This window comes from Streptomyces sp. NPDC098789, assembly GCF_044759975.1.
Taxonomy (GTDB): domain Bacteria; phylum Actinomycetota; class Actinomycetes; order Streptomycetales; family Streptomycetaceae; genus Streptomyces.
In genome coordinates, this window is sequence record NZ_JBIWAJ010000018.1 from 149,836 (window position 1) to 174,700 (window position 24,865).

General features: G+C 73.7%; 22 protein-coding genes. 9 read left to right on the forward strand and 13 right to left on the reverse strand.

Features of this window, described 5'->3' with window-relative positions; genetic code table 11:
* Positions 1 to 103 precede the first annotated feature (103 nt).
* Both ACIQWR_RS31145 and ACIQWR_RS31150 read left to right on the forward strand, forming a co-directional pair.
* Complete coding sequence (locus tag ACIQWR_RS31145) at positions 104 to 484, forward strand: DUF4190 domain-containing protein (RefSeq protein WP_404016371.1); 381 nt, start codon at positions 104 to 106, stop codon at positions 482 to 484.
* 68 nt (positions 485 to 552) lie between these two features.
* Positions 553 to 2,034, forward strand: coding sequence for an alpha/beta hydrolase (locus ACIQWR_RS31150; protein WP_404016434.1), 1,482 nt, complete (start codon positions 553 to 555; stop codon positions 2,032 to 2,034).
* A 153-nt stretch (positions 2,035 to 2,187) separates the two neighbouring features.
* On the opposite strand, the gene ACIQWR_RS31155 is transcribed toward ACIQWR_RS31150, so the two are convergent.
* Together ACIQWR_RS31155 and ACIQWR_RS31160 are read right to left on the reverse strand one after the other, a co-directional pair.
* Positions 2,188 to 3,633 carry a glyceraldehyde-3-phosphate dehydrogenase gene (locus tag ACIQWR_RS31155; RefSeq protein WP_404016373.1) on the reverse strand — a complete coding sequence of 482 codons (1,446 nt, stop codon included), beginning with the start codon at positions 3,631 to 3,633 and terminating at the stop codon, positions 2,188 to 2,190.
* 72 nt (positions 3,634 to 3,705) lie between these two features.
* Positions 3,706 to 4,635 (reverse strand): TIGR04222 domain-containing membrane protein, encoded by a 930-nt coding sequence (locus tag ACIQWR_RS31160; RefSeq protein ID WP_404016376.1) that lies wholly within the window; start codon positions 4,633 to 4,635, stop codon positions 3,706 to 3,708.
* 125 nt (positions 4,636 to 4,760) lie between these two features.
* Here ACIQWR_RS31160 and ACIQWR_RS31165 point away from each other — a divergent pair, with 125 nt between their 5' ends.
* The gene (locus ACIQWR_RS31165) at positions 4,761 to 5,528 is read left to right on the forward strand and encodes a Clp protease N-terminal domain-containing protein (RefSeq protein ID WP_404016379.1); all 768 of its coding nucleotides are present in this window, start codon (positions 4,761 to 4,763) and stop codon (positions 5,526 to 5,528) included.
* Here the strand turns inward: ACIQWR_RS31165 and ACIQWR_RS31170 are convergent.
* On the reverse strand, positions 5,485 to 6,654 hold the full coding sequence (locus tag ACIQWR_RS31170; protein ID WP_404016437.1) for an AI-2E family transporter: 1,170 nt from the start codon (positions 6,652 to 6,654) through the stop codon (positions 5,485 to 5,487). The two genes, ACIQWR_RS31165 and ACIQWR_RS31170, sit on opposite strands and share 44 nt — an antisense overlap.
* Before the next feature lie 177 nt (positions 6,655 to 6,831).
* Positions 6,832 to 7,026 carry a DUF3046 domain-containing protein gene (locus ACIQWR_RS31175; RefSeq protein WP_399261897.1) on the reverse strand — a complete coding sequence of 65 codons (195 nt, stop codon included), beginning with the start codon at positions 7,024 to 7,026 and terminating at the stop codon, positions 6,832 to 6,834.
* 86 nt (positions 7,027 to 7,112) lie between these two features.
* Between ACIQWR_RS31175 and ACIQWR_RS31180 the strand changes: the two genes are divergently transcribed.
* Positions 7,113 to 8,033 carry a hypothetical protein gene (locus ACIQWR_RS31180; RefSeq protein WP_404016439.1) on the forward strand — a complete coding sequence of 307 codons (921 nt, stop codon included), beginning with the start codon at positions 7,113 to 7,115 and terminating at the stop codon, positions 8,031 to 8,033.
* 4 nt (positions 8,034 to 8,037) lie between these two features.
* On the opposite strand, the gene ACIQWR_RS31185 is transcribed toward ACIQWR_RS31180, so the two are convergent.
* Together ACIQWR_RS31185 and ACIQWR_RS31190 are read right to left on the reverse strand one after the other, a co-directional pair.
* A complete protein-coding gene (locus ACIQWR_RS31185; protein WP_404016383.1) occupies positions 8,038 to 8,346 on the reverse strand; it encodes an AzlD domain-containing protein in 309 nt (102 codons plus the stop codon).
* Positions 8,343 to 9,110 (reverse strand): AzlC family ABC transporter permease, encoded by a 768-nt coding sequence (locus ACIQWR_RS31190; RefSeq protein ID WP_404016386.1) that lies wholly within the window; start codon positions 9,108 to 9,110, stop codon positions 8,343 to 8,345. The genes ACIQWR_RS31185 and ACIQWR_RS31190 overlap by 4 nt, the downstream gene beginning before the upstream one ends.
* Before the next feature lie 112 nt (positions 9,111 to 9,222).
* Here ACIQWR_RS31190 and ACIQWR_RS31195 point away from each other — a divergent pair, with 112 nt between their 5' ends.
* Positions 9,223 to 12,222 carry a hypothetical protein gene (locus tag ACIQWR_RS31195; protein WP_404016389.1) on the forward strand — a complete coding sequence of 1,000 codons (3,000 nt, stop codon included), beginning with the start codon at positions 9,223 to 9,225 and terminating at the stop codon, positions 12,220 to 12,222.
* Here ACIQWR_RS31195 and ACIQWR_RS31200 read toward each other — a convergent pair.
* Positions 12,161 to 13,021: an AraC family transcriptional regulator gene (locus ACIQWR_RS31200; protein WP_404016392.1), complete on the reverse strand. Its 861-nt coding sequence runs from the start codon at positions 13,019 to 13,021 to the stop codon at positions 12,161 to 12,163. The genes ACIQWR_RS31195 and ACIQWR_RS31200 overlap by 62 nt on opposite strands.
* 79 nt (positions 13,022 to 13,100) lie before the next feature.
* Between ACIQWR_RS31200 and ACIQWR_RS31205 the strand changes: the two genes are divergently transcribed.
* The 4 genes from ACIQWR_RS31205 to ACIQWR_RS31220 all read left to right on the forward strand — a co-directional run bounded on the left by ACIQWR_RS31205 (position 13,101) and on the right by ACIQWR_RS31220 (position 20,192).
* Positions 13,101 to 17,714: a DEAD/DEAH box helicase gene (locus tag ACIQWR_RS31205; RefSeq protein WP_404016394.1), complete on the forward strand. Its 4,614-nt coding sequence runs from the start codon at positions 13,101 to 13,103 to the stop codon at positions 17,712 to 17,714.
* A 143-nt stretch (positions 17,715 to 17,857) separates the two neighbouring features.
* A complete protein-coding gene (locus ACIQWR_RS31210; protein ID WP_404016397.1) occupies positions 17,858 to 18,526 on the forward strand; it encodes a hypothetical protein in 669 nt (222 codons plus the stop codon).
* Between the two features lie 40 nt (positions 18,527 to 18,566).
* Entirely contained in the window at positions 18,567 to 19,358 is a 792-nt protein-coding gene (locus tag ACIQWR_RS31215) for an Fpg/Nei family DNA glycosylase (protein WP_404016399.1), read from the forward strand.
* Positions 19,359 to 20,192: an SDR family NAD(P)-dependent oxidoreductase gene (locus ACIQWR_RS31220; RefSeq protein ID WP_404016402.1), complete on the forward strand. Its 834-nt coding sequence runs from the start codon at positions 19,359 to 19,361 to the stop codon at positions 20,190 to 20,192.
* Here ACIQWR_RS31220 and ACIQWR_RS31225 read toward each other — a convergent pair.
* From ACIQWR_RS31225 to ACIQWR_RS31250, 6 genes are all read right to left on the reverse strand, one after another.
* Positions 20,140 to 20,388: a hypothetical protein gene (locus ACIQWR_RS31225; protein WP_404016403.1), complete on the reverse strand. Its 249-nt coding sequence runs from the start codon at positions 20,386 to 20,388 to the stop codon at positions 20,140 to 20,142. The genes ACIQWR_RS31220 and ACIQWR_RS31225 overlap by 53 nt on opposite strands.
* Before the next feature lie 167 nt (positions 20,389 to 20,555).
* A complete protein-coding gene (locus ACIQWR_RS31230; protein WP_399261917.1) occupies positions 20,556 to 20,936 on the reverse strand; it encodes a helix-turn-helix domain-containing protein in 381 nt (126 codons plus the stop codon).
* Between the two features lie 109 nt (positions 20,937 to 21,045).
* Entirely contained in the window at positions 21,046 to 21,546 is a 501-nt protein-coding gene (locus tag ACIQWR_RS31235; protein WP_404016442.1) for a CinA family protein, read from the reverse strand.
* 65 nt (positions 21,547 to 21,611) lie between these two features.
* The gene (gene pgsA / locus ACIQWR_RS31240) at positions 21,612 to 22,268 is read right to left on the reverse strand and encodes a CDP-diacylglycerol--glycerol-3-phosphate 3-phosphatidyltransferase (protein WP_404016406.1); all 657 of its coding nucleotides are present in this window, start codon (positions 22,266 to 22,268) and stop codon (positions 21,612 to 21,614) included.
* Entirely contained in the window at positions 22,265 to 23,782 is a 1,518-nt protein-coding gene (gene rimO, locus ACIQWR_RS31245; RefSeq protein WP_404016409.1) for a 30S ribosomal protein S12 methylthiotransferase RimO, read from the reverse strand. The genes pgsA and rimO overlap by 4 nt, the downstream gene beginning before the upstream one ends.
* 125 nt (positions 23,783 to 23,907) lie before the next feature.
* Positions 23,908 to 24,798, reverse strand: a complete 891-nt coding sequence (locus tag ACIQWR_RS31250) for a RodZ domain-containing protein (RefSeq protein WP_404016411.1) — start codon at positions 24,796 to 24,798, stop codon at positions 23,908 to 23,910.
* Positions 24,799 to 24,865 lie beyond the last annotated feature (67 nt).

Consider the following 24,865-nt stretch of genomic DNA (forward strand, 5'->3'; position numbering starts at 1 on the left):
CCTCCCCCGATCGGGGGAGCAGCTTCTCCCGCCTTCCCGCGATGCGCCACCGCGCCGCCGGGAGCCAGGATCGTGCCCCGAACAGCCGACCGGAGGACGCTCGATGAACACCCAGGAACGCACACAGGCCGCCACCGAGGGCGCGCAGGGACCGCCGCACCGCACGCCGTCGACCAACGGCCCGGCCGGGGCCGCCCTGGTGCTCGGCGTCATCGGCCTCAGCACCTCGGTCCTCTTCATCGGCGGCCTCTTCGGCTGCGTCGGCCTGGTCCTGGGCGTCCTCGCCCTGACGAGGGCCGAGCGGACCGCCGTCGGCCGCGGCAAGGCGCTCACCGGCCTGGTGACCTCGGCCCTGGCGATCGCGGTGTCCGTCCTGGTCGCCGTCTTCTTCGTCTGGTACGCGAACACAACGCAGGAGTGCTACCGGCCCGACGGTTTCCAGCAGTACGCGCAATGCGTCCACCAGCAGCTCACCGCCAGGTGACCGGCGCCCAGCAGCCCTCCCCGACAAGGACGAGCATCACCGTGCGCAACACGAGAACGGCCCCCCGCATGATCGTCGGCGTCGTGACGGCCCTCCTTTCGGCAGTCACACCCGCGACGACCGCGTCCGGATCGGCCGACCCCGCGGCCACGGACCCCCTGCGCCCTTACGCGCAACAGGCTCCGCGGTGGCAACGCTGCGACGCGGAGCACCCCGCCACCTACACGTGCGCGACGCTCAAGGTGCCGCTGGACTACGGCGATCCCGGGGGCAGGACGACACAGATCGCGGTGTCCCGGCTGGAGGCGACCGACGTGGCGGGGCGCCGCGGGGTCCTGCTGCTCAACCCCGGCGGCCCCGGCGGGCCGGGCCTGGACCTGCCCGTCAGCGTGGGAGCGGACCTCCCCGCGGAGGTGAGGGGACGGTACGACCTCATCGGCTTCGACCCGAGGGGCGTCGGGCGCAGCTCGCCCGTCGGCTGCGGCCTCACCGCCGAAGAGCAGGACCTGGAACGCCCGTACGCACCCGGGACCTTCGCGAAGGACGTGGAGTGGGCCCGTACCGTGGCCGCCAAGTGCCGGGCCGCGGAAGGCGACAGGCTGCGCCACCTCACCACCCGCAACACCGCTCGCGACATGGACCTCGTCCGTGCCGTGCTGGGCGAGGAGAAGATCTCCTACCTGGGGTTCTCCTACGGCACCTACCTCGGCGCCGTCTACGCGCAGATGTTCCCCCGGCGGACCGACCGGTTCGTGCTGGACAGTGCGGTCGACCCCGCGCGGTACGGGCGGGGCATGTTCCAGGACATGGCGCAGCGGGCCGGGCCCGCCTTCACGCGGTGGACCGAGTGGACCGCCCTGCGCCACGCGACGTACGGACTGGGCCGCACCCCGGCCGAGGTCCGCACGACCTTCTGGGACCTCGTCGCCCGGGCCGACCGCGCACCCGTCGACCACGACGGGACGCGCTTCACCGGGGACACCATCCGCGCCCGGCGCGCCGAGTTCTCCCACGTGCGGCGGGCGGCCGCGTGGGTCGCCGAGTTGAAGAGGGCGGCCGAGGGCGGGGGGCCGGATCCGTCCGGCGGGCCCGAGCGGCTCCCGAGCCCCCTGCCGCCGGCGTCCGCCCGTGACGTTCCCGCGGACAACGAAGCCGCGAGCGCCTGGGCCGTGCTCTGCGCCGACACCCGCGCGTCGTGGCCGCGCGACCCCGAGCGCTACCGCCGCGACGCGGTCCGCGACAAGGCCCGCCATCCGCTCTCCGGCGACTTCGAGTCCGGCATCAAGCCGTGCGCCTTCTGGGAACCCGGCAGCGAGCCCCGGACGACGGTGGCGGGCGAGGTCCCCGCACTCATCCTGCAGAACGAGTGGGACCCCGCGACGCCCCTGGCCGGCGGCCGGGCCATGCACCGGGCCCTGCGCGGATCCCGGATGGTCACCGTCGCGGGCGGAGAGGGGCACATCGTCAACGGCACCGACTCCTGCGCGGACGAGAGCGTCGCGCTCTACCTGACCACGGGCAGGCTCCCGGCGAAGGACCTGACCTGCTGAGCACCCACCGGGCTCGGGGCGGGGCCTTCCGGCGACGGAAGGCCCCGCCCCGCGACCGGCCGTCGTCGACGACGCGAACCGCGGGACGACGGACCGGACCGACGGATTCCGACCACCAGATCAGACCGCCGGCTCGGACCGCAGACCGACGGATCAGACCGCCGGAGCCGGGTAGGTCGGGTACTCCACGCCGGAGACGTACTGGACGACCCGGATGACCTGGCACGAGTAGCCGAACTCGTTGTCGTACCAGAGGTAGAGGATCGCGTTGTCGCCGTCGACCTTGGTGGCGCCCGCGTCGACGATCGAGGCGTGCCGCGAGCCGATGAAGTCGCTGGAGACCGCGTCGGGGGCGGTGGTGAAGTCGATCTGGCGCTTCAGCGGCGAGGTCAGCGAGACGTCCCGCAGGTAGTCGAGGACCTCCTCGCGGGTGGTCTCGCGGCCGAGCCGCAGGCTGAGGATGGCGATCGAGACGTCCGGCACCGGAACCCGGATCGAGCTGCCGCTGATCGGCGCCTTGAGGTCGGGCAGCGCCTTCGCGACGGCCGAGGCGGCACCGGTCTCGGTCATGACCATGTTGAGCGGCGCGGAACGGCCACGGCGGTCGGCGCTGTGGTAGTTGTCCAGCAGGTTCTGGTCGTTGGTGAACGAGTGGACGGTCTCCACGTGGCCGCGCAGGACGCCGTACTCGTCCGCCATCGCCTTCAGCGGCGGGACGATCGCGTTGGTGGTGCAGGAGGCGCAGGACAGGATCTGCTCGTCCGGCTTGATCGTGTCGTGGTTGACGCCGTGGACGATGTTGGGGACGTCGCCCTTGCCCGGAGCCGTCAGCACGACCTTGTCGATGCCGGGGCGCAGGTGCTTCGACAGGCCCTCGCGGTCGCGCCACTTGCCCGTGTTGTCGATGAGGATGGCGTCCTTGATGCCGTACGCCGTGTAGTCGATCTCCGACGGGTCGTTGGCGTAGATCACCTTGATCTCGTTGCCGTTGGCGATGATCTTGTTGTTCGCCTCGTCAACGGTGATCGTGCCCTGGAACTGACCGTGGATCGAGTCGCGGCGCAGCAACGAGGCGCGCTTGACCAGGTCCGCCTCACCGCCCCCGCGGACGACGATGGCGCGCAGCCGCAGGCCGTTGCCGGACCCGGCCTTCTCGATCAGCAGGCGGGCCACGAGGCGGCCGATGCGGCCGAAGCCGTAGAGGACCACGTCGCGCGCCTCGCGGCGCTCGATCTTGTTCTCGCCGGTGGCGCCGGCGACGGCCTCGGCGGTGAACTCCGCGACCGAGAGGCCGCGGCTGTCGGCCTTGTAGGTCGCGGCGAGCATGCCGAGGTCGATCTGCGACGGGCCGAGGTCGAGAGCGGTGAGGGCGTGCAGGAAGGGCAGCGTCTCGGTGACCGAGAGCTCCTCACCGGCTATCTGCCGCGCGAACCGGTGGATCTTGAGAATGCTGACCACCGACTTGTTCACCAGGGAGCGGCTGTGCAGCAGGACGGTGACGTCCCGCTCGCGGTGCAGCTTCCCGATGATCGGGATCATCGACTCCGCGATCTCCTCGCGGTTCTTCCAGTTGGTGAACGCGTCGTCTTTGACAGTCACAAGTTTATCTTTCGAGCTAGGGGGCGCTCATATGCTATCCCCCCTGCTTTTTGATCGTTCAAACGGTGCCCCCTATCCGCACCCGCACCCCCCGCAGCCCCCGCCACAACCGCTCCCGCAACCACTCCCGCACCCGCCGCCACAGCCCCCGGAGCCCTTGCTCCCGCTGGAATCCGAGGACCCCGATGAACCGGAGGACGCGGCCGCGACCACGGGGACCTGCGGCCACGGCGCGATCAGCAGCGGCGCCAGGGCCGCCGGAGCCCGGTCGGCGCCGTACCGGGCGACGTCGGCCAGTACGTCCGCCTCCGCGCCGACGATCGGCACCCCCGCCACCAACCGCGGCTGCCAGGTCCGGTCCTCCTCGACCTCCCGCAGCCGGCGCAGCCCGGCCCGCGTCGCGTGACCGGAGGGCATGCGCCCGAACCGCCGCGGGACGAACCAGAGGACGCCGGCCACCACGCCCAGCACCCCGAAGGCGACCAGGGGCGCGATCCCGCTGCCCTCCCCCGTCATCGAGTCGGCGACCAGCGCCGCGATGCACAGCAGGGCGGCGAGCACGGCGAAGGCGCCGACGGCGTCGTTCACCCGCCCGAGCGAGGCCAGGCGCTTCCCGTCGGGCACCAGGCCGCGCCCGGCCAGCACCTCCTCGACCCGGCGCACGGGCGGACAGAAGGAGACCTTCCGCCGGACCTCCAGGGCCGGCTCGCCCCGCCCCTCGGCGCCCGCGCTCCCGTACGCCGCCACCTGCACCGGGTCCCGCACCGGCGGCCCGCCCACCGGGACCAGCCGCCGCTCGCGCACCTCCAGCCGCCCCGTCAGGTAGAGGGAGACCAGCGCCACGTCGGCCACGGCCGGCGCGCCGCCGCGCAGGTACGCGGCCTCGTACAGGGTGAGCGCCTCGTGGTCGACGGGCGGATAGAGCTCCCGGGACGCGCGGACCCGCCACAGGACCGCCCCCAGCAGCGGCACGGCCGCGGCGACGAAGAAGAAGATCCACACAACTACCCCCCGAATCACGCCCCTTGGGTCCGAGTGTGCGGCCACCGCGGCGGTTCGAGCAATGTTCGACACGACTGACAACCCAGGGTTGACACCCCGCTGACTGTCAACCTACGGTTGCACTTATGACGAACCCGACGAACCCTCCGGCGGGCTCCGCAGACCCTGCGGCCCCCGCGCGCATGACCAACCCGGTCCGCCTCGACGACCTCATCGCGGGCATCAAGCAGTCCCACCCCGACGCCCTGGACCAGCTCAGCGGAGCGGTCGTCGTCGCCGAGCACCTCGGTGACGTCGCCGACCACCTCATCGGCCACTTCGTCGACCAGGCCCGCCGCTCGGGCGCCTCCTGGACCGACATCGGCCGCAGCATGGGCGTCACCCGACAGGCCGCCCAGAAGCGCTTCGTCCCCAAGGGCGACGGGGACCTCGACGCCAGCCAGGGCTTCTCCCGCTTCACCCCGCGCGCCCGGGGCGTCGTGGTCGGCTCCCAGAGCGAGGCCCGCAAGGCGGGCGGCGCCGAGATCAGCCCCGCGCACCTCGTCCTCGGCCTGCTCGCCGAACCCGAGGGCCTCGCCGCCCTCGCGCTGGGCGCCCAGGGCATCGCCCCGGACGCCGTCCGGGCCGCCGCCACCGCCGTCCTGCCGCCCGCCGTGGCGGAGATCCCCGACCTCATCCCCTTCGACGCGAACGCCAAGAAGTCCCTGGAGCTCACCTTCCGCGAGGCCCTGCGCCTGGGCCACAACTACGTCGGCACCGAGCACATCCTGCTCGCCCTCCTCGAACTGGAGGACGGCGAGGGCGTGCTCAGCGGCCTCGGCGTCAGCAAGGCCGCCGCCGAGGCGTACGTCACCGAGGCCGTGGACGCCGTACTCGCCGCGACCAAGCAGTAGGCCCCGACGCCGTCCCCGTGACGGCCGCGCCCGGGTCGACGGCCGCGCCGTCACCCGGGCCGCTCCCGCCCTCGCCCCCATCGCCCCCTTCGGCCTCGTGCACCACCGCGTACCGCCGCACGTACGCGCCGAGGAAGGCCTGCAGGGTCGCGACGGCCGGGATCGCGATCAGCGCGCCCACCGCGCCGAGCAGGGCCGTCCCCGCGATGACCGAACCGAAGGCCACCGCGGGGTGGATGTCGACCGTCTTCGCGGTCAGCTTCGGCTGGAGCACGTAGTTCTCGAACTGCTGGTAGACCACCACGAAGCCGAGGACGTACAGCGCGTACCAGGGATTGACCGTGAAGGCGATCAGCATCGGCAGCGCGCCCGCCAGGTAGGTGCCGATGGTGGGGATGAACTGGGAGACCAGTCCCACCCACACCGCGAGCGCGGGCGCGTACGGCACGTCGAGCACCACGAAGCAGATGTAGTGCGCGATCCCGGAGACCAGCGCCATCAACCCCCGCGAGTACAGGTAGCCGCCGGTCTTGGCGACGGCGATCTCCCAGGCGCGCAGCACCTCCGACTGCTTGGCGGGCGGCAGCACGGAGCACAGCGCGCGCCGCAGCCGCGGCCCGTCGGCGGCGAAGTAGAAGGCGAAGAGCCCGACCGTCAGCAGCCGGAAGAGCCCGCCGAGCACCGTCGCCGACACGTCCAGCACCCCGGACGCGCTGTTCTGCACGTACTTCTGCAGCCAGTCCGAGTGCAGGACGCTGTCCTGGATCTCCAGCCGGGACAGGTCGGTGTGGAAGGTGCTGTTGATCGACCCGATCACCGAGTCGAGGTAGCGGGGGAACCCCTCCACCATGTCGACGATCTGTCCGGCGAGCATCGAGCCGAGCAGGACGACGAAGCCGGCGCTCGCGGCGAACACACCGAGGAACACCAGGAAGGTCGCCAGCCCGCGGCGCATCCCGCGGGCCGCCATCCGGGCCACGGCCGGTTCGATCGCGAGGGCGAGGAAGAACGCGATCAGGATGTTGACGAGGAACCCGATGAGCTGGTGGAACGCCCAGCTGCCGAGTTGGAAGCAGGCGACGAGCGCCAAGGCGAGCACCACCGCGCGCGGCAGCCAGCGCGGCATCCGCTCGCGCGCCGCGCCGCCCCCGGCGTCCGGCGGCCCACCGGCGGGCGGACGCCCCTCGGGCGCCGCGGCCGGGGAGGGCGCAGTGATCGGATCGGTGCCGGACGGGTCCTGGTCGGTGACTGCCACACGGACAAGTCTCCCGTACCGCCAGCAATCGCTCGGCCACCGCCCCCGTCAGCGCAGCGTCGCGGGCACGTCCATCGCCGAACAGACCGCCCGCCACACGTCCTTGGTCTCCCAGCCGGCGTCCAGCGCCTGGATCACCGTGCGCCCGCCCAGCTCGGCCATCACGTGATCGCGCGCGAAGGACTCCGCGTAGCCCGCCCCGAAGTGCTCCGCCATCCGTTCCCAGAAAATCGTCAACCGCATGGGTCCAGTATCCCGCCCCCAAGGGTGCACCCGGGCCGTTCCCGCCGCCCGCACCCCCCGCCCGGTCCTACGGTTCCTCCATGGCCATGGCTGGAGACGACACAGCACCGCTCGCCCGCGCCGAGCGGTTCATCTGGCTCACCGCGCGGGTGCTGGAGCAGCGGCGGTTCGCGTTCCACTTCCTCGGCGGCGACGCCGACCCGGTGGACACCGCCCTCGGCTCCTACCTCAACGGCGACGGCGGCTACGGGCACGCCCTCGACCCGGACCTGCGCGGCCCGCACAGCCAGCCGCTGCACACCGTGCACGCCCTGCGCGTCCTGGACGGCCTCGGCCGCTGCTCGGGGCGGCGGATCGAGCAGCTGTGCCGCCACCTGAGCGGGGTCTCCACGGCGGAGGGCGCCCTCCCGGTGGTCCTCCCCGCCCCGCGCGACTACCCGTCGGCGCCCTACCACCCCGTACAGGACGACCCGCCGGGCGAGCTGCAGGTCACCGGCCCGGTGGTGGGCCTGCTCCACCGCAACCGGATCTGGCACGCCTGGCTGTTCCGCGCCACGGACTTCTGCTGGGACCGGATCGAGACCCTGCGCCGCTCCCACCCGTACGAGATCCAGGGCGCCGTCGCCTTCCTGGACGGCACCCCGGACCGGCCCCGGGCCGCGGCGGCCGCCGATCGGCTGGGCCGGCTGGTGCGCGAGCAGGGCCTGGTCGTCCTCGACCCCGGGCGGCGCGCCGAGTTCCCGGTCGGCCCCGGCTACGCGCCCGGCGAGCACCTCTTCCCGCACGACTACGCCCGCCGCCCCGCATCGCTGGCGCGCGGCTGGTTCACCGACGAGGAGACCGCGCGCTCGCTGGACTTCCTCGCCTCCGAGCAGCAGGAGGACGGCGGCTGGCCGGTCCGCCGACGGGCCTGGGCCCCCGGGAGCACCCTGGAGCGGCGCCCGATCGCGACGCTGGAGGCACTGCTGACGCTGCGCGCCCACGGCCGCCCGCTGGGCAGCGCCTGACGGATCAGCCGCCCAGCGCCCGCACCCCCGCCGTGACGAGGACGGCGACCGCGACCACCACCAGGAACGGAGCCCGCAGCAGCAGCGCGACCCCCGCCGCCACCAGCCCGGCGGCCCGGGCGTCGACGACCAGCGCGGAGCCGGTGCTGAAGGTCTGCTGCGCGGTGAGCGCGGCCAGCAGCGCGACGGGAACCAGCGCGGACAGCCGCCGCACCAGGGGCCGCTCCAGCGCCCCGGCCGGCACCAGCAGCCCGACGAGCTTGACGGCGTAGCACCCGAGCACGGTCAGCCCGATGGCGATCCAGACGTTCACGAGCGGGGTCCCTTCATCCGGCGGCCGCTGAGGAAGAGCACGGCCGGCGCGGCGAGCGCGGCCAGCAGCACCGGCACCCCGGCCGGCAGCACCGGCAGGAAGCCGAGCCCGAGCACCAGGGCGAGCAGGGCCACGGCCCGCTCGGTGGCGCTGCGCAGCATCGGGGCGAGCAGGGCGAGGAAGACGGCGGGGCCGGCCGCGTCCAGGCCCCAGGCGGCGGTGTCCCCGATGGCCTCCGCGCCCAGCGCCCCCAGCAGGGTGGTGAGGTTCCACAGCACGAAGAGGGTGAGCCCGGTGACGGTGAAGCCGAGGCGGGCGTGGGCCCGGCCCCGCTGCGCCAGGGTGACGGCGGTGGTCTCGTCGATGACCCAGTGGGCGGCCAGCGGCCGCAGCGCGCGGGGCAGCTCCAGGATCGGGGACAACCGCAGCCCGTAGAAGGCGTTGCGGGTCCCGAGGAAGAAGGCGCCGGCCGCGGCCATGAACGGATTGGTGCCCGCCGCCAAGGCTCCGACCAGGGCGAACTGCGAGGCCCCGGTGAAGACGAGCAGGCTCAGCACGCAGGCCTGCGCGGTGCTGATCCCGGCTCCGGCGGCGGTCACCCCGAAGGCGAAGCCGGACAGCCCGACGGCCACGCCGACACCGAGCGCGTCCCGTACGACGGCCCGGCGACCGGCCCGGCCGCTCCCCTCGACCCCATGGGCCCCACCGGCCCCGTCGGCCGTCGTCCCGGCCGGTTCCACGTCCACTGCCTGTTGCTCTCTCACCCGGCGAAGCTATGCGGGCGCCCGCGGCCCGGTCTTGTACGTTCTTGCGGCGGTCGCCCCCGACACGGCGACACACCACCACCCTTAGTGATCATTTCGCTACGGTGAGTATATGAAGCGTGTTCGCACCGTGCCGGTTGAACGTCCTTCGCACGCCCGTTGGGCCCCCCTCCTGAGCTTCGCCGCGCTGATCGCCGCCGGCTCCCTCTTCGCGCTGTACCACGCACGACATCCCCGGAACGTGCCCGGCGAGATCGCGCTCCAGCTCGCGGGCCGCTGGGAGAAGGCCTACCCCCTCGTCTGCGATCCGCAGCTGCGGTGCCCCCCGTACAAGGAGCGGCTGCAGGCGCAGTACGAGGCCCTGCGCCTGGACACGCTCTTCTTCGTGCCCGCGTACACCCTGCTCCTGCTCGCCCTCTTCGGCCTCGGCAGCTGCTTCCTCCACCGCCAGGTGTCCCGCCGGTTCGCGGTCCGGGGCCTGGGCGCCACCCTGGTCATGGCCGCGGCGGACCTCGGCGAGAACGTCTTCGAGTACCGCGCGCTGGACGGGCTGGCCGCCGGCCAGGACGGCGACCTGGCCGGGGCGGCGATGTTCTCCCTGCTCAAGTGGTCGCTCGCCCTCCCCCTCGCCGGCGCCGCCGGATGGATCGGGCTCACCCTCCTCGCCCGCATCGCCCTGCTCCGGGTCCGGGTCGCCAACGCCCCGCCGTGCGACAAGCCGGCCCGGGTCCAGGAGGCCCACCGGCTCGCCGACGGCTCCGAGCGGTGGGCCGACCCGGACATCATCGCGGCCCCGGTGGCCCCGCACGCGACCACGGCGGTGCGCGACTGGGCCGGCACCGCCACGGCCGCCGCCCCGCGGGACAGCGCGCTCGCCCGCTGGCGCACCCGCGCCTACCAGCCGCCCGGCCGGGAGCCGGCGGCCGTCGGCATCTGCGTGTCCGGCGGCGGGATCCGGTCCGCGGCGGTCACCCTGGGCGCCCTCCAGGCGCTGCGCGAGGGCGGGGTGCTGGGGCGGGCCCGCTACCTGGTCTCGGTGTCCGGCGGCGGGTACGCGGCCGGCGCGTTCCAGCTGGCCCTGATGCCCCCGCCCGTGGCGCCGCCGGGGCACCGGTCGGCCCCGCTCGCCACCGCGCGGGACGTGTTCGCGCCGGGCAGCCCCGAAGAGGACCACATCCGCCGCCACGCCAAGTACCTCGCGGACAGCCCCCGCGAGAAGCTGCTGGCCGCGGGGGTGATCCTGCGCGGCCTCGGAGTGTCCCTGGGGATGCTGTGCCTCGCGTTCGTGGTGGCCGGGGTGATCCTGGGGGCCTTCTACGAGATGGTCCCCTTCACCGACCTGACGGTGCTGCGCCCGGCGCGCGAGGCGCGCTTCCCCGGCTTCGCACCTCACCCCCGGGTCCTGTACCCCGTCCTCGCCCTGGTCGGGCTCTCGGCCGTCGTCTCGGCAGGGTCCTCCCTGGTCGTGGCGCGCCGCGGGAGTTCCCGACCCGCCTGGGTCCGCACCGTCACGCGCGGTCCGCTCGCCCTGGCGGCGATGGTCCTCGTGTTCGCCGTGGTGCTGCCCGCCGTGTTCTGGTTCTTCGCATGGCTGGCGCACTGGGCGGGCGTGCCCACCGGCGGCAGCGGCATCTCGGTCCTGGGCGCCCTCACGGCCGCCAGCACCGGGCTCGGCGCGTTGTACAGCGCCATGAGCAAGAAGGTGAAGGACATGAAGCCGAGCGGGGAGCCCGCCCCGCGCTCCCCGTCCGCCTCGTCGATCGTGACCCGGATCGGGGGCGGCCCGATCACCGCGGTCGTCGTCTGGCTGGTGCTGCTCCTGCTCGCCTTCTTCGGCCTCTCGCTGCTGTCGTGGTCGGCGGTCTCCGCGCACGGCTGGTCCGGGTGGTGGCGGTTCGGTCTCCTGGCCGCCCTGCTGCTGACCGGGATCCTCATCGACCAGACCACCTTCAGCCTGCACCCCTTCTACCGGCAGCGGCTGGCCGGCGCCTTCGCCGTGCGCCGGGCCGTGCTGCGCGACGGGTCGATCGGCGCCCTGCCCTACGACTACAACGCCGAGTCGACCCGGCTGAGCACGCACGGCAAGCGGGTCGAGGGCTTCCCCCAGGTCATCTTCGCCGCCTCGGCGGCCATGTCGCTGCGCAACCGGACCGCGCCGGGGCGGCCCGCGGTGCCCTTCACCTTCTCCCACGACTGGGTGGGCGGCCCGGACACCGGCTGGGTGCGCACCTCCACGATGGAGGAGACGGCGCACCCGCTGATCCGGCGAGACCTCACCGTGCAGTCCGCGGTGGCGGTGTCGGGCGCCGCGTTCGCCTCGGCGATGGGCACCCAGGGCAGCGCCGTCCAGCGCCTGCTCGCCCTGTCCAACCTGCGCCTGGGCACCTGGGTGCCCAACCCGACGTACCTGGCCGAGGTCGCCCGGCACGACCGGGACTGGACGATGCCCCGGCTGCCGTGGGTGCGCCGGCTGCGCTACCAGCTCCAGGAGCTGGCCGGGCGCTACACCGACACCAGCCCGATGGTGCTGTGCACCGACGGCGGGCACTTCGACAACCTGGGCCTGGTGGAGCTGCTGCGGCTGCGCTGCGAGACCGTGTACGTGATCGACTCCTCGGGCGATCCGCCGCCGCTGGCCCTCACCCTCGCCGAGGCGGTCACCCTCGCCTACGAGGACCTGGGCGTGCGGATCACCTTCGACCAGGCGGAGGTGCTGCGGCTGGTGCCCGGCAGCGCCGCCAAGATCGAACCGGAGGAGCCGATGGCCGGGCTCAACACCCGCTTCTCCGCGGACTGCGTCGTGCGCGGGGTCATCGAGTACCCGGAGCCGGTCCACTTCCCCGGGCGCCGCAAGCCGTCGCGGTTCGCCACGATCGTCTTCGCCAAGGCCAATCTGACCCCGGACATGCCCTACGAGCTGCTGGCGTACGCCCTCAAGGAGAAGGCGTTCCCCCGGGACAGCACCTTCGACCAGTGGTTCGACCACACCCAGTTCGACGCCTACCGCGCGCTCGGCCACCACCTCGGCGCCGAGGCCGCGAAGCCCCCGGTCAAGCCGGGCCGGTTCGGCCCCTCCGGTACGCCCCCGGTGGCACGCCCACGATCCGGGTGAAGTGCCGGTTCAGGTGCGGCTGGTCGCTGAAGCCGACCGCGAGGGCCGCTTCGGCGGGCGGCGTGCCCGCCTCCAGCAGCAGCCGGGCCCGCCGCACCCGGGCGTCCGTCAGCCAGGTGTGCGGGGGCATCCCGTACCGCTCGCGGAAGGCGCGCAGCAGGGCGAAGGGGCGGGTGCCGAGCTCGTCCGCGAGCTGTTCCAGCGAGGGCGGTTCGCACATCCGCGCCTCCAGCACGTCCCTGGCCCGCTCGGCGTCGGCGGCGCCCGCGGCGGCGATCCGGCGGGCCGGCAGGGGGCCCGCGTGCCGTTGCAGCATCCGCGCCACCACGCCCCGCAGCAGGGTGTCGGCGGCGAGCGGGTTTCCCTCCTCGGCGCCCCGGTGCACCTCGGCGATCATCCGCGCCGCCTGCGCGTCCATGACCAGGTCCGGGGCGAAGCCGGGCGTGCCGCGGGGCGCGCCGCTCTCCTCGGCCACCTGCGCGATCAGCTCCCGCGAGGGGTAGAGGGTGGCGTAGCCCCAGCCCTCGGGGACACCGGCGCGCGCGGAGTGCGGGACCTCGGGGTTGATCAGGACCACGCTGCCGGGGCCGGCCCGCAGCACGCCGCCGGGCAGCCCGATCTCCTCGACGCCGTGGGTGACGGCCGCGATGACGTACCCGTCGTGGGCGTGCCGCGGGAAGGTGTGGCGCACGTAGTGGGCGCGCAGCAGGTCCAGGCCGGGCAGCTCGGCGTACTGCCAGTGCCGGGCCCACTCACCGGTCCCGCGCGCCGCGCGCCCCGCACCCTCCACCGCTGCCATTCCTCCATTCTGCGCCCCCGCCCGCGGGACGTCCGCGCAGGTCCGGGCCGTTGTCGGTGGCGGGGTGCACGATGGGGGCATGGCCGGCTCCGCGCTCGACGCGTTCTCCCCCGCGACCCGCTCCTGGTTCACGGGGGCCTTCCGTACGCCCACCGCCGCGCAGGAGGGCGCCTGGCGGGCCATCGGGGAGGGCTCGGACGTCCTCGTCGTGGCGCCCACCGGCTCCGGCAAGACGCTGGCCGCCTTCCTCGCGGCGCTGGACCGGTTGGCGGCCGTGGCGCCGCCCGCCGAGCCGAAGAAGCGGTGCCGGGTTTTGTACGTATCGCCGCTGAAGGCCCTCGCGGTGGACGTGGAGCGCAATCTGCGCAGCCCGCTGACCGGCATCCGGCAGGAAGCGCTGCGTCTCGGTCTGCCCGAGCCCGACATCCGGGTCGGGATCCGTTCCGGGGACACCCCGCCCGCCGAGCGCCGGGCGCTGGCGACCCGTCCCCCGGACATCCTCATCACCACCCCCGAGTCCCTCTTCCTGATGCTGACCTCGGCCGCCCGCGAGGCCCTGACCGGGATCGAGACGGTGATCCTCGACGAGGTGCACGCGGTGGCCGCGACCAAGCGCGGCGCCCACCTGGCGCTCTCCCTGGAGCGGCTCGACGAGCTGCTGCCCCGGCCGGCTCGTCGGATCGGACTGTCGGCGACGGTCCGTCCGGTGGACGAGGTGGCCCGCTATCTGGCGCCGCGCGGCAGGGTGGAGATCGTCCAGCCGCCCTCCACCAAGGAGTTCGACCTGTCGGTGGTCGTCCCGGTGCAGGACATGGGCGAGTTGGGCGGCTCGCCCGCCACCGAGGGCAAGGAGGGCGGGGACAAGCCCTCGATCTGGCCGCATGTGGAGGAGCGGATCGCGGACCTGGTGCAGGCCCACCGGTCCACGATCGTCTTCGCCAACTCCCGCCGCCTCGCGGAGCGCTTGTGCAACCGGCTCAATGAGATCGCCTACGAACGGGCGATGGGCGAGCCGCTGCCCGCGGGCGCTCCCCCGGCCGAGGTGATGGCCCAGTCGGGCGCGGCGCACGGCGCCCCGCCGCTGCTCGCCCGCGCCCACCACGGTTCGGTGTCCAAGGAGCAGCGGGCCCTGGTCGAGGAGGACCTCAAGGCGGGCCGGCTGCCCGCCGTCGTCGCCACATCCAGTCTCGAACTGGGCATCGACATGGGCGCGGTGGACCTGGTGGTGCAGGTGGAGTCGCCGCCGTCGGTGGCCTCCGGGCTGCAGCGCGTGGGCCGGGCCGGGCACCAGGTGGGCGCGGTCTCCACCGGCGTGGTGTTCCCCAAGTACCGCGGCGACCTGGTGCAGGCGGCCGTGGTCACCGAGCGGATGCGCGTCGGGGCCATCGAGTCCCTGCGCGTCCCCGCCAATCCGCTCGACGTACTGGCGCAGCAGCTGGTCGCGATGGTCTCCATGGACACCTGGCAGGTGGACGACCTGCTGGCCCTGGTGCGCCGGGCGGCGTCCTTCGCGGCCCTGCCGGAGTCGGCGTTCACCGCGGTGCTGGACATGCTGGCCGGGCGCTATCCGTCGGACGCGTTCGCGGAGCTGCGGCCGCGCGTGGTGTGGGACCGCGTGGCCGGTACGGTCACGGGCCGGCCGGGGGCCCAGCGCCTCGCGGTCACCTCGGGCGGCACGATCCCGGACCGCGGCCTCTTCGGCGTCTTCCTGGTGGGCTCCGACCCGAAGAAGGGCGGCGGCCGGGTCGGCGAGCTGGACGAGGAGATGGTCTACGAGTCCCGGGTGGGCGACGTCTTCACCCTGGGCACCACTTCGTGGCGGATCGAGGACATCACCCGGGACCGGGTGCTGGTGACCCCGGCGCCCGGGGTGCCCGGGCGGTTGCCGTTCTGGAAGGGCGACCAGTTGGGCCGCCCGCTGGAGCTCGGCCGCGCGGTGGGCGCGTTCGTCCGCGAGGTCGGCGCCCTGTCCGAGGCGGACGGGCGGCTGCGCCTGTTGGCCGCCGGGCTGGACGCCTGGGCCGCCGACAACGTCCTGGCGTACCTGGCCGAGCAGCGCGAGGCGTGCGGTCACGTGCCCGACGACCGGACCATCGTGGTCGAGCGGTTCCGCGACGAGCTGGGCGACTGGCGGGTGGTGGTGCACTCCCCCTTCGGCGCGCAGGTGCACGCGCCGTGGGCGCTCGCGCTCGGCGCCCGCCTCGCCGAGCGCTACGGCATGGACGCGCAGGTCATGCACGCCGACGACGGGATCGTGCTGCGCCTGCCCGACGCCGACCTGCTGGGCCTGGGCGGCGAGCCGCTCGACCTGCTGGACCACGACCCGGCCCCGGCGGGCGCCGCCACCGCCTTCGAGTTCGACGACGAGAAGGCCCCGCTGGGCGCGGCCGACGTGACCTTCGACCAGGGCGAGGTCCAGGGCATCGTCACCGATCAGGTGGGCGGTTCGGCGCTGTTCGCCTCCCGGTTCCGCGAGTGCGCGGCGCGCGCCCTGCTGCTGCCGCGGCGCAATCCCGGCAAGCGCACCCCGCTGTGGCAACAGCGTCAGCGGGCCTCCCAACTGCTCCAGGTCGCCTCCGAGTTCGGTTCGTTCCCGATCGTCCTGGAGGCCGTGCGCGAGTGCCTCCAGGACGTCTTCGACGTGCCCGGCCTGACCGAGCTGATGGGGGACGTCGAAGCCCGCCGGGTCCGCCTGGTGGAGGTCACCACGGCCGAGCCGTCGCCCTTCGCCCGGTCCCTGCTCTTCGGTTACGTCGCCCAGTTCCTCTACGAGGGGGACTCGCCGCTGGCCGAGCGCAGGGCGGCCGCGCTGTCCCTGGACTCCCGGCTGCTGGCCGAGCTGCTCGGCCAGGCGGAGCTGCGCGAGCTGCTGGACGCGGAGGTCCTGGCGGAGCTGGAGCGGGAGTTGCGGTGGCTGACCGAGGACCGGCGGGCCCGGGACGCGGAGTCGGTGGCCGACCTGCTGCGGCTGCTGGGCCCGCTGACGGAGGCGGAGCTGGCCGAGCGGGGCGCCGACCCGGCCTGGGCGCGGTCCCTGGAGCGGGCGCGCCGGGTGATCGGGGTGCGGATCGGCGGCGCGGAGCACTGGGCCTCGATCGAGGACGCCGGGCGGCTGCGCGACGCGCTGGGGACCGCCCTGCCGGTCGGGGTGCCCGAGGCGTTCACCGAGCCGGTCAAGGACCCGCTCGGCGACCTCCTGGCCCGCTACGCCCGTACGCACGGCCCGTTCACCACGGCGGCGGTCGCCGCCCGCTTCGGCCTGGGCACGGCCACGGCCGACGGCGCCCTGCACCGGCTCGCGGCGGCGGGCCGGGTGGTGCAGGGCGAGTTCCATCCGGCGGGCATCGGCCAGGAGTGGTGCGACGCGACCGTGCTGCGCAGGCTGCGCCGCCGGTCCCTGGCGGCGCTGCGCCAGGAGCTGGAGCCGGTCCCGCCGACCTCCTTGGCCACCTTCCTGCCCCAGTGGCAGCACCTGGGCGGCGCGCTGCGCGGCATCGACGGGCTGGCCCGGGCGGTGGAGCAGCTCCAGGGCGCTCCGGTCCCGGCGTCGGCGCTGGAGCGGCTGATCCTGCCGTCGCGGGTCAGCGGCTTCTCCCCGGCCCTGCTGGACGAGCTGACCACCAGCGGCGAGGTGGTCTGGGCGGGCGCCGGAGCGCTGCCCGGCAAGGACGGCTGGGTCTCCCTCTACATCGCGGACGCGGCCCCGCTGCTGCTGCCGCCACCGCACCCGCTGGAGCCCTCTCCCCTGCACCAGGGCGTCCTGGACGCCCTGTCCGGCGGGTACGGCCTGTTCTTCCGGCAGATCGCCGAGACGGTGCGCGGGCGGCACCCCGAGGCGAGCGACCTACAGCTCTCCGAGGCGCTGTGGGACCTGGCCTGGTCGGGGCGGCTGACCAACGACACCCTGGCGCCGCTGCGCGCCCTGCTGGGCTCGGGCCGGACGGCGGGCGCGACGGCCCACCGGGCCCGGCGGACCGTGCCGCGCGGGCGCTACGGCACGCTCGGCGCCCAGGTCTCGCGCACCGGTCCGCCGACCGTCTCGGGGCGGTGGTCCCTGCTGCCCGCCCGCGCGGCCGATCCGACCCATCGGGCGCACGCCCTGGCCCGGACCCTGCTGGACCGGCACGGGGTGGTGACCCGGGGCGCGGTCGCCGCCGAGGGGGTGGAGGGCGGCTTCAGCGCGGTCTACCGGATCCTGTCGGCCTTCGAGGACAGCGGGCAGGCCCGCCGCGGCTACGTGGTGGAGGGGCTGGGGGCGGCGCAGTTCGCGATGGACGGCGCGGTGGACCGGCTGCGGGCCGCCGAGCGGCACCCGGCCCCGCTGGCGGCGGTGGTGCTGGCGGCGGCCGATCCGGCCTCCGCCTACGGCGCGGCCCTGTCGTGGCCCGAGCCGCCGGCCGGGTCCGCGCACAAGCCCGGGCGCAAGGCGGGCTCGCTGGTGGTGCTGGTCGACGGGGAGCTGACGCTCTACCTGGAGCGCGGCGGCAAGACCCTGTTGGCCTGGCCGGAGGTGGACGACCCCCGGCTGACGGCGGCCACGGCCGCCTTGGCCGCCGGCTGCCGGTCGGGGACGCTGCCCGCGCTGACGGTGGAGCGCATCAACGCCTCCCCGGCACTGACCTCGCCGCTGGGCCCGGGCCTGGAGGCCGCGGGCTTCCACGCCACTCCGCGGGGGCTGCGGCTGCGCCCGTGACAGAACCGGAACCTCTGGTACCAGGCTGAGACAGTCTTGGGACGTGCTCGGCGAAAACTCGCCGTTCCGGCCGATTAGGCTTCACGCCGAACATCAAAGTTGACGATGCACAGTCATGGGGGAACACGATGGGCAAGCCCGGCATGCGCAGAACCACCCTTGCGGCCACCGGAATCGCGGTCACCGCAGTCCTGGCCCTGAGCGGCTGCAAGAGCGGCAACGAAGAGGCGGACGCGGCGAAGACCACCCCGCCCAGCGCCCAGCCCTCCCAGTCCGCGGGCAGCAGCGCACCCAGCGCCGCCGCCTCCGACTACGCGAGCGCCCCCGCCACCGACACCGGCGGCGGCGGCGGCGGCACGGCGAAGGCCGGCCAGCAGTTCAAGCTCGGCGAGCAGGCGCAGTTCCCGTTCACCTACGGCACCACCACGAAGGGCACCGTCGCCCTCGCCGTCACGGCCATCGAGAAGGGCGACCCCGCCGACCTCGCCCCCTTCAAGCTCGGCGACAAGGTCAAGGGGATGGTTCCGTACTACATCCGCTACCAGGTGAAGAACGTCGGCACCACCGACCTGGCCTACGCCTCGGTCGGTCACGTCAAGGGTCACCTCGGGGACGGCGGCGCGGCCCAGGAGCTCTCGGTCATCGGCAAGTTCGAGAAGTGCCCCAACGAGTCCCTGCCCAAGGGGTTCACCAACGGCAAGGTCCAGGCGGGCTGCGTCATCGCGCTGGCCCCCTCGGCCGACACGAAGGTCAGCTCGGCCGAGTACTGGGGCGACCCCTTCACCCTGGGCAAGGGCCTCAACTGGAAGTAGCCCGAGGGCGCGCCTTCGGGCACGGGGCCACAATGGCCCCATGCCCGAAGGTGACAGCATCTGGCGCGCGGCCGCCCGCCTGCACGCCGCACTGGCCGGCCGTGAACTCGTCCGCAGCGACCTGCGCGTCCCGCGCCTGGCCCTGACCGACCTGACCGGCCGCACGACCCTTGAGGTCGTCCCGCGAGGCAAGCACCTGCTGCACCGCGTCGAGGACGGGCTCACCCTGCACAGCCACCTCCGGATGGACGGCGCCTGGAACGTCTTCGACTCCGGCGCCCCCTGGCGCGGCGGCCCCTCGTACGAGATCCGCGCCGTCCTCGCCACCGCGGACCGCACCGCCGTCGGGTACCGCCTCCCGGTGCTGGAGCTGCTCCGCACCGCCGACGAGCACCGCGTCGTCGGCCACCTCGGGCCCGACCTGCTGGGCCCGGACTGGGACCCGGAGCGCGCCGCCCGCAACCTGCTCGCCGACCCGGCCCGGCCGCTGGGCGAGGCCCTGCTCGATCAGCGCAACCTCGCCGGGATCGGCAACATCTACAAGGCCGAGCTGTGCTTCCTGGCCCAGGTGACCCCCTGGACCCCGGTCGGCGACCTGCCCGAGCCGGAGCGCACCCTGCCCCGGCTGGCCGGCGCCGCGCACCGCCTGCTGGACGCCAACAAGGACCGGCCCCGCAACACCACCGGGAGCCCCCGGCGCGGCCAGGAGCTCTTCGTGTACGGCCGCGCCCACCGCCCCTGCCTGCGCTGCGGCACCCCGGTCCGCGAAGCCCCGCAGGACGACCGGCCCACCTACTGGTGCCCGCGCTGCCAATCCGGCCCCGTACGGTAGTTGACGCTCCGTCAGATTCGGTCGTACGGTCCCCGCATGCCCTCACCCCGCGCCGTACCCGCCCCCGCCTCCCTGGCCGCCTACGACCTCACGGGCCGCACCGCCCTGATCACCGGAGCGGCCAGCGGCATCGGCCGCGCCACCGCCGTGCTCCTCGCCGGGGCGGGCGCGACCGTGCGCTGCGCGGACCGCGACGCGGCGGGCCTCGCCGAGACGGCCGCCCTGGTCGCCGGGACCGGTGGCGCGGCCGCCACCGTCCACGTCCTCGACGTCACCGACCGCGCGGCCCTGCGGGCCGTGGTGGAGGCCGGGGGGCCGCCGGACATCACGGCCGCGGTCGCCGGGATCATGCACACGAGCACCGTGCTGGAGACCCTGGACGAGGACCTCGACCGGGTGATGGACGTGAACTTCAAGGGGATCCTGTTCACCTGCCAGGAATCGGCCCGCGCCCTGATCGCGGCCGGCCGCCCCGGCTCGATCGTCACCATGGCCTCCGGCGCCATGGACGCCGCCCAGCCCGGCCTGCTCTGCTACAGCGCGGCCAAGGCCGCCGTCGTGCAGCTCACCAAGACCCTGGCGACCGAGGCGGGCCCGCACGGCATCCGGGTCAACGCGGTCGCGCCCGGGTGGGTCCGCACCCCGATGACCGGCCGCCACAGCCCCGAGGTACAGGAGCAGACGGAGGCCGCGATGGTCCGGATGTCCCCGCTGCGCCGGGTCGGCGAGCCCGAGGACATCGCGCGGACGGTGCTCTTCCTCGCCTCGGACGCCTCGTCGTTCATGACGGGTCAGATCCTGCGCCCGAACGGTGGCGTCGCGATGCCCTGGTAGCGGCCCCGTGGCGGGCGCAGTGCACCGGCAGCAGCCCGAGCCCCCAGCCGCCCACGGCCACCGCCCCCTCGACCGGCCCGGCGGTCGCGGGCGCCAGCGCGAGCCGGAGCACCGCCCACCACCACAGCAGACCCACGGCCAGGGCCAGGGGTATGGCTACGGGTATGGGTACGCGCAGGTTCCGTAACCGCCGCACGGCAGCCTCCCAGGGCCGGGATGGACTCGACCATCCTCGCGCACCCCCCGCGAGAGCGCACCCAGAAGCGGGCCGCGCACGGCCTCGCGACGGTCCGGAACGACCGGGAGCCCCGGCCGGCGCTCCACACGCCGACCGGGGCTCCGGTCACACTCACGCTCTTGAGATCAAGCGGCGACGACATTCACCGCTTCCACGGGCGACTTGATGGTCACCCGCTCCGGCGGGCCACCCGTGACCGAGGCCACGGAGACCGAATTGAGCATCGGGCGCACCGGTGCCGGGACCGGTTCGCTCGCGGCCGACTGCGCGAGCTCGGCGAGCGACAGCTCGTCGCTCACTTCGCGCATCAGCTCGGACATCCGTACGTCCAACGCGTCGCAGATCGCGGAGAGCAGCTCGGAGGATGCCTCCTTCTGCCCCCGCTCCACCTCGGAGAGATAGCCGAGCGAAACTCGGGCGGACGAGGAGACTTCGCGCAGAGTACGGCCCTGGCGCTGGCGCTGCCGACGCAGCACGTCACCCAGCAGGCGACGGAGCAGAATCATCGGTGGCTCCCTCCTCTGACCGTGTAGCCGTAACCTTCACGCCCCACCGTACCGCCTCGCGCGGCGGCCGTGCGGGGAGCGATGTCGTGTTCACTCAGGGCTGCAAACATCAAATCCCCCCGTTCCGTTCCGTGTCCTGCCTTCGCAGATTCTCGCGGAGTTCGCTCGAGAGAAGTTCGAGCACTGTCCGTACACTCTCCCTACGGATTTCCGCGCGCGAGCCGTTCAACCGCAGCCGGGCCGATTTCCTGCCCGCAGGTCCTGCGACGGCGATGAAAACCGTCCCCACGGGCTGCCCGTCCTGCGGCTCCGGACCGGCCACCCCGGTGGTCGAAACGCCCCACGAAGCGTCCAGCACACGCCGCACTCCGGCCGCCATCTCCTCTGCGACCTGCGCGTTCACCGCTCCGTGCGCCTCCAGCAGCTCGGCGTCGACGCCGAGCACCCGCTGCTTGACCTCCGTCGCGTACGCCGTGACCGAGCCGCGGAAGGACCGCGAGGCCCCGGGAACCGACGTCAGCTCGGCGGCGACCAGTCCGCCCGTGAGGGACTCCGCGACGGCGACCGTCTGGTCACTCTCCGCGAGCACGTCCAGGACGTACGCAGCCACCTCGGCGGCCCCGGTGGCCGCGGCGCGGCCCTCGGGTGACCGTTCGGACTCCGTCGTCCCGTGCGTCACCTCGCGGCCCGCTCCGCGGCGATGCCCGCCCGGCGCAGCACGACGGCCTGGCGAATGTAGTCCAGACCCGTGACGACTGTGAGAAGTACGGCGACCGCCATGACCCAGAACCGGAGGGTGGCCAGCGGCCCGGTCAGCGCCAGCACGTACATGCCGATCGCCGTGCCCTGGGCGAGGGTCTTCATCTTCCCGCCCCGGCTCGCCGGGATCACCCCGTAGCGGATCACCCAGAACCGCAGGAGCGTGATCCCCAGCTCCCGGCCCAGGATCACCCCGGTGACCCACCAGGGCAGGTCACCGAGCCAGGACAGACACACCAAAGCCGACCCCATGATCGCCTTGTCGGCGATGGGGTCGGCGATCTTCCCGAAGTCGGTGACCAGGTTGTAGGTCCGGGCCAGGTGCCCGTCGAAGATGTCGGTGATCATGGCGACGGCGAACGCCGCCCACGCCAACGCCCGCCAGACGGGGTCGTAGCCCCCGTCGGCGAGCAGCAGCAGGACGAATCCGGGCACGAGCACGAGCCGGATCATCGTCAGGATGTTGGCGATGTTCCACAAGCTGGCCTGGTTGACGGCCGCGGCCCCCAGCTTCGCGCCGGGCGCGGGCCGACGGCCTGTCCCGCCCGCCGCGGGTGCGGGGACTCCGGTCATCCGGCCGCCTCCTCAAGATCCCCGAAGTCGGCGCCCAGGGCCTCGGCCACCAGGTCCACGCCCAGCGTGCCGACCACCTTCGCCGTGACGATGCGCCCGGGGACCAGGCCCGCACCGTCCGTGAAGACGACCTGCCCGTCGGTCTCGGGCGCCTGGTGCGCGGCGCGCCCGTAGGCGCCCGCCGCATCGTCCTCGTCGTCGTCCCCGCCATCGACCGCGACGACGGTCTCGACGAGTACCTCCAGGGTCTCCCCGATCCGCTCCTCCGCGCGCTGCGAGGTCAGCTCCTCGGCGAGCCGCTGCATGTGCGCGAGCCGCTCGGCGATGGTGTCCTCGTCCAGCTTGTTCTCGTAGGTGACGGCCTCGGTGCCGTCCTCGTCCGAGTAGCCGAAGATGCCGATGGCGTCGAGGCGGGCGTGGGTGAGGAAACGCTCCAGCTCGGCGAAGTCCGATTCCTTCTCGCCGGGGAAGCCGACGATGAAGTTGGACCGCACACCGGCCGTCGGGGCCTTGCTGCGGATGGTGTCGAGCAGCTCCAGGAACCGGTCGGTGTCACCGAAGCGGCGCATGGAGCGCAGCACGTCCGGGGCGGAGTGCTGGAAGGACAGGTCGAAGTACGGCACGACCTTGGGGGTCGAGGTCAGTACGTCGATCAGGCCGGGCCGCATCTCGGCGGGCTGGAGGTAGCTCACGCGGACGCGCTCGATGCCGTCCACCTCGGCCAGCTCGGGCAGCAGGGTCTCCAGCAGGCGGATGTCGCCCAGGTCCTTGCCGTACGAGGTGTTGTTCTCGGAGACCAGCATGATCTCCTTGACGCCCTGTTCCGCGAGCCAGCGCGTCTCGCCGAGCACGTCGCTGGGACGGCGCGAGATGAAGGAGCCGCGGAAGGACGGGATGGCGCAGAAGGAGCAGCGCCGGTCGCAGCCGGACGCGAGCTTGACGGAGGCGACGGGGCTGTTGCCCAGGCGGCGGCGCAGGGGCGCGCGCGGCCCGGAGGCCGGCGCCAGGCCGTCGGGCAGGTCCGAGGGCGCCTCGGCGACCGGCTCCTGCGCGTGGCCGGGCAGGGCGACCTCGGCCTCCTGGCGGGCGGCCGGGCTGATCGGCAGCAGCTTGCGCCGGTCGCGCGGGGTGTGGGAGGCGTGGACGCCACCGTTGAGGATCGTCTGGAGGCGGTCGGAGATGTCGGCGTAGTCGTCGAAACCGAGGACTCCGTCGGCTTCGGGGAGCGCTTCGGCGAGTTCCTTGCCGTAGCGCTCGGCCATACAGCCGACGGCGACGACGGCCTGGGTCCTGCCGTGATCCTTGAGATCGTTGGCTTCCAGCAGGGCGTCTACGGAGTCCTTCTTGGCGGCTTCGACGAAGCCACAGGTGTTGACGACGGCTACGTCCGCATCGGCGGCGTCCTCGACGAGCTCCCAGCCATCCGCCGCCAAGCGGCCTGCGAGCTCCTCCGAGTCCACCTCGTTACGGGCGCAGCCAAGAGTGACAAGGGCGACGGTACGGCGTTCGGGCATGGACTCAAGACTACTTTGTCTCGGCACCGGCCCCCGCCCCCGGCCGGCGCACCGCCCCGGACGGCAGGAACCCCGGGGCGCGAGGACGCGCCCCGGGGTCCGCCGGGAGGGGGTGAAAGGGCCGGTCAGCCCGCCTGGGCGGGGCCCTGGCGCTGATCGTCCTTGGTGTAGGTGAGGCGCTCCACCTGCCCCGACTCGAAGCCGCCCTTGATCTCCTTGCCGTTCACGAACAGCTGGACGGCCCCGGCGTCGCCGAGCACGAGATCGATGGACTGCTTGTCGGTGAAGGTCTTGGTTTCACCCGGCTGGAGGGTTCCGTCGAAGAGCAGGCGACCGCTGTGGTCCTTCGCGGAGATCCAGCTCTCGCCGGTGCTGGCCGTCAGGACGACCGTGACCAGGTCCTTCGGGGCGGCCGCGATGGCGCTGTCCGAGGGCTCGGGCTTGGGTGCCTGCGGGGTCTGCTGGGGCGCGGCCGGTTTGGCCGGCTTGGCGCCGGGCTGCTTGGGTGCGGGCTGCGGGGAGGCGGAACCTTCCGCCACCGGCCGCTTGGTGTCGTCGTCGCCGCCCTTGAGGGCGGTGAAGCCGACGAATCCGATCACGGCGACGATCGCCGCGACCATGGCGGCGGTCCAGTTGGGCCGCTGCCGCTCGGGACGGATCCGTTCGGCCTCGAACATCGGGGCGGCGGGGGTCGGCGCCGGGCGACCCCCGTGGGCGGCGTCGTAGCTCTCGACCAGGGGTTCGGGATCGAGGTGCACGGCGCGGGCGAGCGTACGGATGTGGCCGCGGGCGTAGACGTCGCCGCCGCAGCGCGTGAAGTCGTCCTGCTCGATCGCGTGCACGATCGGGATGCGCACGCGGGTGGTGGAACTGACCTCGTCGACGGTGAGCCCGGCGGCGATCCGGGCCTGCTGGAGGGCCGTCCCGATGGACGGACCGGCGGCGGGCCGCTCGACGATCACGTCGTCGGTCGAAGGCCGGTCATCTTCGGGGGACTTGGAGTTGCCGATGGACACGGGGGCGCCTTTCGAGCGTGTAGCCACCTGCTGGATGTCCAGTCTAGGGGGGTGACGAAAGGGTGGA

Bases quoted from the DNA above. Each gene is read 5' to 3' on its own strand.
- ACIQWR_RS31145 (WP_404016371.1), top strand. From the start codon at position 104: ATGAACACCCAGGAACGCACACAGGCCGCCACCGAGGGCGCGCAGGGA.
- ACIQWR_RS31150 (WP_404016434.1), top strand. From the start codon at position 553: ATGATCGTCGGCGTCGTGACGGCCCTCCTTTCGGCAGTCACACCCGCG.
- ACIQWR_RS31165 (WP_404016379.1), top strand. From the start codon at position 4,761: ATGACGAACCCGACGAACCCTCCGGCGGGCTCCGCAGACCCTGCGGCC.
- ACIQWR_RS31170 (WP_404016437.1), bottom strand. From the start codon at position 6,654: ATGCCGCGCTGGCTGCCGCGCGCGGTGGTGCTCGCCTTGGCGCTCGTC.
- ACIQWR_RS31175 (WP_399261897.1), bottom strand. From the start codon at position 7,026: ATGCGGTTGACGATTTTCTGGGAACGGATGGCGGAGCACTTCGGGGCG.
- ACIQWR_RS31180 (WP_404016439.1), top strand. From the start codon at position 7,113: ATGGCTGGAGACGACACAGCACCGCTCGCCCGCGCCGAGCGGTTCATC.
- ACIQWR_RS31195 (WP_404016389.1), top strand. From the start codon at position 9,223: ATGAAGCGTGTTCGCACCGTGCCGGTTGAACGTCCTTCGCACGCCCGT.
- ACIQWR_RS31200 (WP_404016392.1), bottom strand. From the start codon at position 13,021: ATGGCAGCGGTGGAGGGTGCGGGGCGCGCGGCGCGCGGGACCGGTGAG.
- ACIQWR_RS31205 (WP_404016394.1), top strand. From the start codon at position 13,101: ATGGCCGGCTCCGCGCTCGACGCGTTCTCCCCCGCGACCCGCTCCTGG.
- ACIQWR_RS31210 (WP_404016397.1), top strand. From the start codon at position 17,858: ATGCGCAGAACCACCCTTGCGGCCACCGGAATCGCGGTCACCGCAGTC.
- ACIQWR_RS31215 (WP_404016399.1), top strand. From the start codon at position 18,567: ATGCCCGAAGGTGACAGCATCTGGCGCGCGGCCGCCCGCCTGCACGCC.
- ACIQWR_RS31230 (WP_399261917.1), bottom strand. From the start codon at position 20,936: ATGATTCTGCTCCGTCGCCTGCTGGGTGACGTGCTGCGTCGGCAGCGC.
- pgsA (WP_404016406.1), bottom strand. From the start codon at position 22,268: ATGACCGGAGTCCCCGCACCCGCGGCGGGCGGGACAGGCCGTCGGCCC.
- rimO (WP_404016409.1), bottom strand. From the start codon at position 23,782: ATGCCCGAACGCCGTACCGTCGCCCTTGTCACTCTTGGCTGCGCCCGT.